The 10,130-nt window shown below is 37.9% G+C and carries 12 protein-coding genes; 3 read left to right on the forward strand and 9 right to left on the reverse strand.

Going from position 1 to position 10,130, the window contains the following annotated elements:
• Positions 1-78 precede the first annotated feature (78 nt).
• Both PY092_RS19285 and PY092_RS19290 read left to right on the forward strand, forming a co-directional pair.
• Positions 79-924: a hypothetical protein gene (locus PY092_RS19285; protein WP_275617374.1), complete on the forward strand. Its 846-nt coding sequence runs from the start codon at positions 79-81 to the stop codon at positions 922-924.
• A 71-nt stretch (positions 925-995) separates the two neighbouring features.
• A complete protein-coding gene (locus PY092_RS19290) occupies positions 996-2,363 on the forward strand; it encodes an RNA-binding domain-containing protein (protein WP_275617375.1) in 1,368 nt (455 codons plus the stop codon).
• A 10-nt stretch (positions 2,364-2,373) separates the two neighbouring features.
• Here PY092_RS19290 and PY092_RS19295 read toward each other — a convergent pair whose 3' ends face one another.
• The 9 genes from PY092_RS19295 to PY092_RS19335 form a co-directional block, all read right to left on the reverse strand.
• A complete protein-coding gene (locus PY092_RS19295) occupies positions 2,374-2,736 on the reverse strand; it encodes a hypothetical protein (RefSeq protein ID WP_275617376.1) in 363 nt (120 codons plus the stop codon).
• 7 nt (positions 2,737-2,743) lie between these two features.
• On the reverse strand, positions 2,744-3,604 hold the full coding sequence (locus PY092_RS19300; RefSeq protein WP_275617377.1) for a DUF4138 domain-containing protein: 861 nt from the start codon (positions 3,602-3,604) through the stop codon (positions 2,744-2,746).
• A 30-nt stretch (positions 3,605-3,634) separates the two neighbouring features.
• Entirely contained in the window at positions 3,635-4,564 is a 930-nt protein-coding gene (gene traM / locus PY092_RS19305; RefSeq protein ID WP_275617378.1) for a conjugative transposon protein TraM, read from the reverse strand.
• On the reverse strand, positions 4,554-5,168 hold the full coding sequence (locus tag PY092_RS19310) for a conjugal transfer protein TraK (protein WP_275617379.1): 615 nt from the start codon (positions 5,166-5,168) through the stop codon (positions 4,554-4,556). Before PY092_RS19310 ends, traM begins: the two co-directional genes overlap by 11 nt.
• Positions 5,169-5,188: 20 nt before the next feature.
• Complete coding sequence (locus PY092_RS19315; RefSeq protein ID WP_275617380.1) at positions 5,189-6,031, reverse strand: hypothetical protein; 843 nt, start codon at positions 6,029-6,031, stop codon at positions 5,189-5,191.
• 2 nt (positions 6,032-6,033) lie between these two features.
• Positions 6,034-6,588, reverse strand: coding sequence for a conjugal transfer protein (locus tag PY092_RS19320; protein ID WP_275617385.1), 555 nt, complete (start codon positions 6,586-6,588; stop codon positions 6,034-6,036).
• 76 nt (positions 6,589-6,664) lie between these two features.
• A complete protein-coding gene (locus PY092_RS19325; RefSeq protein ID WP_275617381.1) occupies positions 6,665-9,067 on the reverse strand; it encodes a TraG family conjugative transposon ATPase in 2,403 nt (800 codons plus the stop codon).
• Entirely contained in the window at positions 9,054-9,338 is a 285-nt protein-coding gene (locus PY092_RS19330; RefSeq protein ID WP_275617382.1) for a hypothetical protein, read from the reverse strand. Before PY092_RS19330 ends, PY092_RS19325 begins: the two co-directional genes overlap by 14 nt.
• 2 nt (positions 9,339-9,340) lie before the next feature.
• Positions 9,341-9,628, reverse strand: coding sequence for a hypothetical protein (locus tag PY092_RS19335; protein WP_275617383.1), 288 nt, complete (start codon positions 9,626-9,628; stop codon positions 9,341-9,343).
• A 189-nt stretch (positions 9,629-9,817) separates the two neighbouring features.
• Between PY092_RS19335 and PY092_RS19340 the strand changes: the two genes are divergently transcribed.
• Positions 9,818-10,130 (forward strand): N-acetylmuramoyl-L-alanine amidase family protein (locus PY092_RS19340; protein ID WP_275617384.1); only part of this gene is annotated, 313 nt, incomplete at its 3' end.

The following is a 10,130-nucleotide window of genomic DNA, read 5'->3' on the forward strand; positions in this document are numbered from 1 at the left end:
GAATCAATGAGAAGAAAATTGAAAAATAAAAACTAAGTTTAACCCAAGGATAGATCAAATCTGGGCAGTCCATTTGCCATGGTCAGTTTCATCCGGCGAAGGTGGGTCAGTTTACCCGGCTTATCCATAAATGGCCTATTTGGTATTTTAGAGCTATGTGAAAAAGAGGGGCGTTTTTTGAACGATAAATTCCGGGATTTTAAATACCGATTAGACTTTTTTGAACAAATTCCCAATAAATATTTGAATAAGGGCAATTTTGACTTTCACAGGGATTTCCATTTGATAAAAGATGTAAGAGATTTTGAGAATGCGGATTCGTTCTATGAAAACCTATCAATTTTGCGGATGAGTTACTGTTCCTTATTGAAAATCAGAAAACTTGCTCTTAAAAGTACCAAGAAGAATAACGCTGAATCCAGTATTGATTCTTTTACACAATGGATGGTCGATGATTTGGGTCTTATGCTGGGCATCGAATATAAACTTGCAATGAGTGTATTTGGTGGAAGAACTGAATTCCGAAAAATGATTGGATTGGACGACAAATCATCGTCTGCAATAAAGAAAATTAAAGGTACGGTCTGGGATATTTTTCATTCGAGATATTGTATGCATAATGCGAATATAAGTAAGCATCTGGGCGAAGATTTATCTGCGTATTTCGTTACCAATGATTTTAATTTATTCAATTTATTACACAGATATTCTTTAACGGGAATAATAGACCCAGGAGACGATTCAGGTTCTACAAGCTGGTATAATACCGATTTCGACTACCCTCATTTAGATAATGAATTTTTAGAAAGATATACCGAAAAGGTTTTGAAGTTGATGTATGAGCGTTCAAAAGTGAATTTTGAATATGATAAAGAAAAAATAAATAGGATGATTTTGACATTAGAAAAGGAAAACGGCCTTTAATCAAAGACTGACAAATCTATTCCCACAATTTAATATCATTATCTTTACTACCAGATTTTTTTATTTAAATAATGACCGAAACAAACCGCATAGAATACAAACGAGAACTGTCCGATGGACTTGAAAAAGAGGTCATTGCTTTTTTGAACTATCGTGAAGGCGGCATTATTTATATTGGTATTGATAAGGAAGGGAACACTTACGGTCTGGCTGATGCGGATGGCGACCAATTGAAGATTAAGGATAGATTGAAGAACAATATCCGTCCTTCAGCTTTGGGTTTGTTTGATATTGTGAGTGAGGAACGAGATGGTAAAAACATCCTGAAAGTTATTGTGGCGAGCGGTCCTGAAAAACCCTATCATCTCAAAAAATATGGGATGAGTGAAAAGGGTTGTTTTATTCGCTTAGGTTCAGCAGCTGAACCGATGCCACAAAAAATGATTGACGAGCTCTTTGCCAAGCGCACCCGAAATTCCATCAGCAAAATTAAAGCGGGTCGTCAATATTTAAGCTTTAGCCAGTTGAAAATCTACTACGAGGAATCGGGTCATACCCTTGGTAAAGCTTTTGCAAAGAACTTGGAACTATTGACCGAAAACGGCGCATTCAATTATGCCGGCTATCTCTTGGCAGATAAGAATAACACTTCAATTAAAGTAGCCAAGTATTCGGGCAAAACCCGAACAGACTTGATAGAAAGCAACGAATATGGTCACGAATGCTTAGTAAAAGCGACAAAACAAGTCATTGATAAAATTGCCGTAGAGAACCGAACCAACACAAAAATAACGGCCAAAGAAAGACAACAAGCCAGCCTTTGGAATCCCATCGCATTGCGCGAGGCCATCATCAATGCCTTTGTACATAATGATTATACCAATGAGATTACCCCAAAGTTTGAAATCTTTGCTGATAGAATTGAAATCACATCGGCAGGCGGTCTTCCGGAAGGATTGAGCAAACAGGAATTTTTCGAGGGCTTTTCAGTTCCACGTAACAAAGAACTGATGCGGATTTTTAAGGATTTGGAACTCGTGGAACAATTGGGTTCTGGCATCCCTCGTATTTTGGAACACTATGGCAAAGAGAGTTTTGGCTTTTCAGATAACTTCCTTAGAATGACTTTTAACGCTAAAGAAACTGCTGTTGAAGAAGGTGGTCAAATAGGTGGTCTAATGGGTGGTCAAAAAGGTGGTGTAATAGGTGGTGTAATAGGTGGTGTAATTGATGCGACTGAAGCTCTAACTAAAAGACAAAAAGAAGTTCTTAAACTTATTGCGGCTAATCCTTCCATAACCTATAATGAAATAGCTGAAGCTTTGGGTATTAATGAATCTGCTGTTGGTAAGCATATTACAGCTATCAAAAATAAAGGCTTTTTAACGCGTCAAGGCGATACACGAGGTTATTGGGAAGTCAATCTCGATAAAAATTAAAAAAAGTCTTTTAAAAAGGCCCTTTTTCCCTCGGACCTTTACTGGTCACTTTCCATTGACCATTTTCCTTAGTCAGTTTAAAAATGCCTGTTTTTCCATCGTAGGTAGTGCTGTATTTTACCCAGGCAAGTTCGCCATCAATAGCTTCGTCTAAAATTTCTACCTCGATGTCTTGGTCAGAATCTGGCATCATATTCTGTACAGTTATCAAACTGGCATAGCCCTCAGAAGTGGTATGCTTTTTTAAGGCTGATTCATCTTTTGAGAAAAAGCTTGACGCAACAACTTTGGCAATTTCAGAAGGGGATTTTGTTGTGCTTTCTGAACAAGAAAGAAACAACAGTACGAGCGAGCAAATGACTAATCTTTTCATAATAGTATTAATTTGGGTTATTGATATATCTATGCGATAATTTCATTTCTATATTACGTTCGCCATCTTTTTCATTCAATTCCAAAATTGCCCTACGGTCATCGGATAATGAAAATTTGGGCAATACATAAACGAATCGAGCCCTTTCATTTTCCTTAATCTTGGACGGCAGATTATGTTTATATATCGGTTCTTGATACAGTCGCTGCAACGATTTCCTTTTCCCTTTTTGTCTCGTTTCAATAGACAGGTTCAAGAAATTCAAATCGTAATCCAACGAAGAATTATTTTCAATCTCGATAACGAAATAGAGTTCATCCTTATCAAAAACAATGTTTTCTACGGTCAAGATAATACCCTCGTTTCGTTTCTTGATTCGCCCTATGCGCTGTTTTCTATTGAGAAGATATGAGCAGAATTTTTGGTAATAATAGGTGCTGTTATCTACAAGTTCTTCAGAAGATTCAACAAGAACCGAATCCTTTACAATCGGTTTTTCATTACCGATACTATTGGATAGCGGAATGAAATAATTGTGCTTAGAAAGCTGTTTTTTATACCTTACAATATACGAAAAAATCGAACCATTTCTGTTGACTACCAGCAAATTACTTTCCTTCCCAGGCTTTGCTTGAAGAAGTCCAAAATACTGTTCTTTTTCACGGTTATAAGTAAAAACAAAATTATCTGAACCCGTTATGCCTTGTCGTATGGGTTCTGGGAAGAATAGCGCAACATTTTTGGTGTCGTTGGCATAGATTGTATCAAGTGGTATGGGTTGCTGTTGTTCTGTTGCCTGTGCCGAGCAAAGTCGAGGTGCGAAAGCGGAAACAATAATAAGTGCGGAAATAATGATATACTTTTTCATAAGAGTGCGTTTTAAATGCCCATTATGGGCTCATAATTTCGGTTTTAAGATGAGTTTGTAATTATTCAGGACGGTTACTTTAACATTGCGGTTGCTACGTCTGAGCACCTTTGTTACGCCACCTACTTGCGGAACGGTAGGGATGTTGATGTCGCCAATAATATCATCCAACACTTCAGTAGTAGCTTCTGCTCTAAAATTGTTCTGTACGTAGATGCCTTCACTACCATCAGATAAATCAAAAGCTTTGAGTTTTGTAGGATGATGTTGTATGTTTTCAATTTCAATTAAAGCCCGATTAGGCTGAAAGCTGATAAAACCGAAAATAGGTGTGTTCTTTGGCATTTCTTTACCATTAATGTTAGCAGTTTTGGTCAGACGCATTCGTAATCTGGTGTTTGCTTTTACGACTTGGTCGCCATCTACCACCACGTAAATAGTTTCATCTGTATTGCCGATGATTGAAACTTCATTGGGTTTGGGCGAAGCGGCAAAGAACAATTGATGTTCCAAGCCCAATTCTTTTGCTTGAATTTTCTGTTCCCGTTTTACTTCAGCAGAATCGATTGTTGATGCCACTTGGCGAACTGTTCTTCTCTGTCCCAAATTTTGGTATCGCTTTTCTGAATATTGAATCTTGCCTGCTTCATAGATGCTATCTACGATACGTTCTTTTTCCCGTTCTGGTAAATCTGGGTCGTAAAACCCCAAGGAATCAATCAGTTTTTCATCGTAGATGCTGGGTGCATTGTTTTCACGTACTTTTTTCAAGTCGTTAATCGCATCCAGTTTGGAATCATATTCTTTTTGGTCCTCTTCCAAATCTGGCACTAAGGTCTGCTTAAGATTTTCAGTTTCACTTTCATCATCGCCCATTACCATTACCGAATAGGAAATAAGGAATATGAAAATCACGGCCAATACCGCAGCAAATACTATTTTGTTTTTCTCAATTTTCATCGTTCAGTTTTTTCAAGGTGTTCTCGAAATAGTTGGTAATCAACAATCCGTGTGGATTGTTGGGAAAGTTTCTGTCAACCATAATCAGGTTTCCGGTGGAAACCAATTCATAGGTGTCGATGATTGTACCTCTATTGATTTCAAAAATGGTGGTAGTTGTAAAATTGTACGAGCCATTGTTTTCGGTTATCCTTGAATCGATACTCAGAACTTTTTGAACCAAGGAATACTGAAGCAATCTGTTGTAAACACCATCGGCTTTTTTCTGGCGGTAGAGATTGTCCACGGAACTATTGCCCAACCACAACGCCTTTTCCAAGTTGCGTTCGTAATTGCTGGCATCGATGTTATAGAAGTAGTTATGGAAGAGATCCAAATGTGCTAAAGCTTCAACCCGAAAATTTTCCTTTTGGGTCACGAGCTTCAGCGGAATGATACTGCCATCTGTATTAATGGCAAAGGCACTATTGAGCGCTTTTTGATTGGTGTTGAATACCATCCAAACCGAAAATGTGCTGGACAGCAAGGCACAGGCAACGACTGCCAAAACGATAAACCGATTCAGCTTTAGGACGTTGTAAATATTCTTGTATGGTGTTTTCATATTTTTGTTTTTAATCTGCCTTAGGCAGTAAATAGTCTGAGTGTAAAAGATGTGGCGCGTTTATACAGTTTGAACTTCAAGAAAACAATAAACCCTACCGAACCTAATTGAACCACAGGTGCAAAAAAGCCTTGACCTGTATCGGTTCCAAACAAATTGACCCAAAAATTGGTGTTGATTTCCGTGTAGAGTGCATTCACAAGGACGTTTACTAAAAAGAAAGCAGGTACTAACATATAGACCGCAGCATAAAGCTTGAAGAATGTGTAAGCTAACGAACGGAACTTTTCAAAGACTGCAAGGCTAATGACCAAGGGAAAAAAAGTTTGCATTATTCCGAGTAGAAAAAAGCGTTCTGCCAAAAACAATGGATAGATGAATAAATCCAATATCCAGAGGAACAGGCTAATGATAAATGCAAATATTTTGAATCCGTAAAGCGGTGTAACCAAAGCTTCATACAAGAGCGTCATAGCAGCTTGGGCAACCTCGATGATACTCACGTCCTCTTCAATGGGAATGTCCTGCATTTGCAATGGCAATAAGGCTGGTGCAGTTCCTCGATATTGTCCTTCAATGGCAACTAAGATGCCATCGAAAAAGCCTAATACTTGCGTTGAGAAAATGACCAAAATGACAATGGCAAAATTCTTTGCCAGTTCGCCTGGACTCAATCCCCAAGTATAGCCATCCTTATCTGCAATGCCTTCGTTGTACTTTTTAAGGATATTGACCAGAAAGAACAGGACAGCGAGCGTTTTCATTCCCGCAATCGTGTATTGCGAAAAGTCGCTGGCCTGTATGGTCTGGAAAACGGTATCGATGTATTCCAGTCCGATTCCTAAGAGAATGGTCGCCGTCATTTTTAGTATTCGGTTTCTCGATTATTGACTTTATCCTGCATTTTTCTAAAGGAAATGATGTCACGATAGCGTTTGGTTTTTGTAGTGATGTTGGAAACCATTTGTTTGGATTCCTGCTCTTTTGCTTTCAGAATTTCAGCACGTTCGGCATCGCTCATTTTTAGGTAATCGCTGGATAGGACTTCATCAATAAAATCCACCGTGTCCAATGAGTTTTGAACTATGGCGTCAAACGATTCCACAACCCTTGAAACTTCATCGGGTTTGATGTAAGGCGAATTCAAAATATCCTGTAAATCATTTTGCATTACGTTGATAAGACGCTGATTATTCTGTCCAATTTCCTCAACTGCTCTCAGTTGCTCAACAACGCTTGATACTTTCTCTATTGCCTCTTTTGCATCTTTCAGGAATTTTACAGACTTAATCATTTGAGCCGTTTGCTTGCCAGATTCTATCAGTTGTTTAACCAAGCTGATAAAATTGGTATTGTCATAAGTGGGCATTCCTTGTGCAGTAGCATTACCTGAAATAAATAAGGTCAGGGCTACCGTCATTACTAAAATTTTGATTTTTGTTTTACTCATTGTAAAAAATTTGTTTTGGTATTCGTGAATCTTCGATTTCATAATATTATGTTTTAGATGTGAATTGAATTATTGCTTTTTGCATATCGTGATGCTGGTTGTAGAGCTTCATTATTTCTTCGTTTTCCTGTCCATCGGTCAAATAGGCGGCATATACTTCCTTCGGAACTTCGAGACGGAAAATGTTACTTTCCCTGCCAATTTTGATAAACATTTCGGTGTACTTGCGCGGTCCTGAAAGATTGTTCTTGATGGATTTTAATTGGTTCAGGTCGTGGCTCGATAGGTTAAGCCTTTTGACCAATTCGTCATAGCCCTTTTCATTATTTAAGCTATAAATGACCTGCGTGTTTTCGAGAATACTTGCTGAAGTCGAATTGTTGGGCAGCTGGTTGATGGATTGCAGAATGATACCGATTGCACCATTCTGTTTACGGATGGCTTGATAGTAAAATTCGACGCTTTCCAATACGTTTTCAAACTTCAGTTGTTTGGCGAACTCATCAAAAAGGATAATGCCTTTTTCAGCTCTGTTTTTCCATATCGTTCTTTGGATAGCTGACTTAATCAGCTTCAACATAACAGATAGGATTTCCTTGTTATCCTTAACTTCATCTAGCTCAAAAACAATCAATCGTTTATCCTCGATTTTATAGGTCTGGTCTTGGCTTACTTCAAAAAGGAAGCTGTATAGACCATCGCCGACATATTCGGACATTACGTGCAAGAAGCTCGTAACATTGAAGTAGTCGGGATGGATTTTTAGGGTGCTCAGAAGGTCTTTCTGATTCCTTTCTATAAAGCTGTAAAAACCATCTAAAGAGTGATTTTCTGAAATGCTATCATAATAATGGCGCAGTATCTTCTTTACCGACACCGATTGTGCTTTCGTAACCTTTAAATCTGAAGCGAAAAGTTCAAACAGGAAAACGGATAGGTCTTCCAGTCGCTCAGGTGTAAGGTCATTTACATCACTTATATAAAAAGGATTGATACCTAGATTCTTTCCACTTTCATAACGAAGTACCGTATATTTTTCTGGGTAAAGTTTGGCAAACTTGGTATATGAACCACCCAAATCTATGATAACCAAGCGAACGCCACTTTCAAAATACTGACGCAGAATGTTATTGGCCAAAAAGGATTTGCCTTCGCCCGTTGGTGCGAAAATGGCAAAGTTTCTGGCTTTGATTCGTTTCTTCTTTTCATCCCAAACATCTTTCAGTACAGGAATGTTATGTTCACGGTCATTAAAGATGATTCCGGTATTATCGCTTTTATAGTTGGTGTTATTGATGAACAGGCAAAGTGCGTGCTTCAAATCTGTCACATACAAATCATTATTCGAGAAATTGGATGAGAAGCAACAGTAACTGTTAAGGATGTAATTCTTACGTTCTTCGCCTCTCGGGTAGTATGGAATTATATCCAATTCTTTAAATTCAGTCTTTATTTTTGAAGTTATTTTGTCGAGCTCTTTGGCTTCTTTTGCCCAATAGACAATATTGAGATGTCCACGAATGATTCGGGCATTGTCATCGGCATTGATTTGGTCAAGGATGTGCTGAATTTTGCTAAGTACAACTTTATTCTGTGAACCGAAATTGGAACTCTTATTGAGTTCCTCAATCTTCTTATCGAGCAGCTTGCGCCACTTTTGTTTGTCATCGAGATATAGGATTTGATTGACAATGTGGTTCTCATTAAGCGTAAGCCCTAAACCATCAATAAACCCTTGATGAAACACAAAATCGTCAGAAGTGAATTTCTCATTGGTTTTGCTACTCTGTACACTTTCGCCAAAGCACAGTTCGCTGTTGATGGCCAGGGCATCAAAATGGTTTTCGCCAATATTGACGCTTTTTTTGTCCAGTAAAATATCGGTATCGTAGCCTTCATTAAAACCGTTGAAATAGGCACTTGTTAGTTGCTGTATCTCTTCCGCTTTAAGCGAAACAAAATCCATCTTCCGGCTATTGTTGATGAAGGAAACGGAATCGCTTACCGAGTTGGCAAAACTCTTAATATTATCATCCAATTCCTGTACGATTCCCTTTGAAACTTTTCTGAAAGGGTTGACGTATTTCGGATTGTTGAGTGCCTTGTTTTTGGTCAATATGAAGAACAAATAACAGCTGTGCTCGATATGCCCACGCCCTTTAAAATGCTCGTGGGTAGCCTTTTCCAGAAAAGTAGAATTCGGAAGTTGTTCTGAAGTATATGATTTCTTGAGGTAGACATCCTGTTTATGAACCACAGTACCAACCGGCAAAGACTTTAATGCCTGAAACCAAGCACCGTGCATATCTTCAAAATCTTTTTCAGATAAGGAATAGATTTCTGGCAAATTCCCTTTATAGCACCAGATTACGTTGCCATTATTGGCAAATACGATATTATCCTGAATATCTACAATAGGTTGATATGCCGAAAGGTTAATCTTGTTCATAATCAAGGCCAGAATTTCTTTTGTTACTAATGATTTTTGGGAAAGCCTTTGCCATTTGGAATAGCTGTGGATTGTGGGCTATTCTTGTCAGCGCCACATATAGGGAAGCATTGAATACCAACACACCTATAATTATCCCAAAGCTGAATGAGAAGATGATGATGAGTAATGAAGCCAAAACGGAAACCATCATTAAGGCAAACAGGGAAATGGGCAGCCCAAAAATGACCGCCCTTTTCCTGATGTTTTTATAGACCTCGAACTTCTTCATAGTTATACAACAATTCCTATGAGGTAAGTAAATATTCCTACGACTGCACCTGCAATAAGTACAAAGACCAGTACTCTGGTTATCCCTTTTTTGAGGTCGGCATTTTCGCCGAAGAAATGTCCTGCATTAAATAGGAAGCCTACCAAGAAGATGACACCCAATAAGATTGGAAAAATAGTTCTGATGGTATCACCCACATCGTTAACAGAATCTTCAATACCACCAATTTGAGCAAAAAGCGAAGTGGATAAGAGCGAAAGAAGTGATGCTAAATAGATTGATTTTTTCATAACAAAACGGATTAGATTTTTGGTTCATTTTCGTTATGTGAAATTTACATATATTTGAATATAAATAACTGAAAATCAATATTTTGTGATTAAAATATTATTTGATAGCGTTTGATTTTAGATGTTATTATTTAGCATCAAATGCTATGAAATTTTGAAGTTAACCTGTTGAAAACCTGAAAATTAGAAATGAAAAACCTGCTCAAAAACGTCAGTTTTGTGATTTTGCTCTTAAAAAGTTGCCTCTTTTGTGGACAGGATTTGAATGTTCAAAAACGAATTGTAATTGACGTCGGACACGGCGGAAAAGATTCTGGTGCAATCGGCATAAAAGGCATTCAAGAAAAGGATGTGGTTTTGTCCATTGCAAATGCCATTTTGAAGCTGAATAATGAAATGAAAAAGCCTTTGGATATTTATTTAACCAGGTATAGTGATACACTAATTTCTTTATCGGACAGAACTAAGCTGGCCAAAGCCTTAAAAGCAGAGTTATTTGTGT

This window comes from Flagellimonas yonaguniensis, from assembly GCF_029193885.1.
GTDB classification, from domain to species: Bacteria; Bacteroidota; Bacteroidia; order Flavobacteriales; family Flavobacteriaceae; genus Flagellimonas; species Flagellimonas yonaguniensis.

Bases quoted from the DNA above. Each gene is read 5' to 3' on its own strand.
- PY092_RS19300 (WP_275617377.1), bottom strand. From the start codon at position 3,604: ATGAAAAAGTATATCATTATTTCCGCACTTATTATTGTTTCCGCTTTC.
- traM (WP_275617378.1), bottom strand. From the start codon at position 4,564: ATGAAAATTGAGAAAAACAAAATAGTATTTGCTGCGGTATTGGCCGTG.
- PY092_RS19335 (WP_275617383.1), bottom strand. From the start codon at position 9,628: ATGAAAAAATCAATCTATTTAGCATCACTTCTTTCGCTCTTATCCACT.
- PY092_RS19290 (WP_275617375.1), top strand. From the start codon at position 996: ATGACCGAAACAAACCGCATAGAATACAAACGAGAACTGTCCGATGGA.
- PY092_RS19285 (WP_275617374.1), top strand. From the start codon at position 79: ATGGTCAGTTTCATCCGGCGAAGGTGGGTCAGTTTACCCGGCTTATCC.
- PY092_RS19310 (WP_275617379.1), bottom strand. From the start codon at position 5,168: ATGAAAACACCATACAAGAATATTTACAACGTCCTAAAGCTGAATCGG.
- PY092_RS19325 (WP_275617381.1), bottom strand. From the start codon at position 9,067: ATGAACAAGATTAACCTTTCGGCATATCAACCTATTGTAGATATTCAG.
- PY092_RS19295 (WP_275617376.1), bottom strand. From the start codon at position 2,736: ATGAAAAGATTAGTCATTTGCTCGCTCGTACTGTTGTTTCTTTCTTGT.
- PY092_RS19315 (WP_275617380.1), bottom strand. From the start codon at position 6,031: ATGACGGCGACCATTCTCTTAGGAATCGGACTGGAATACATCGATACC.
- PY092_RS19330 (WP_275617382.1), bottom strand. From the start codon at position 9,338: ATGAAGAAGTTCGAGGTCTATAAAAACATCAGGAAAAGGGCGGTCATT.
- PY092_RS19320 (WP_275617385.1), bottom strand. From the start codon at position 6,588: ATGACGGTAGCCCTGACCTTATTTATTTCAGGTAATGCTACTGCACAA.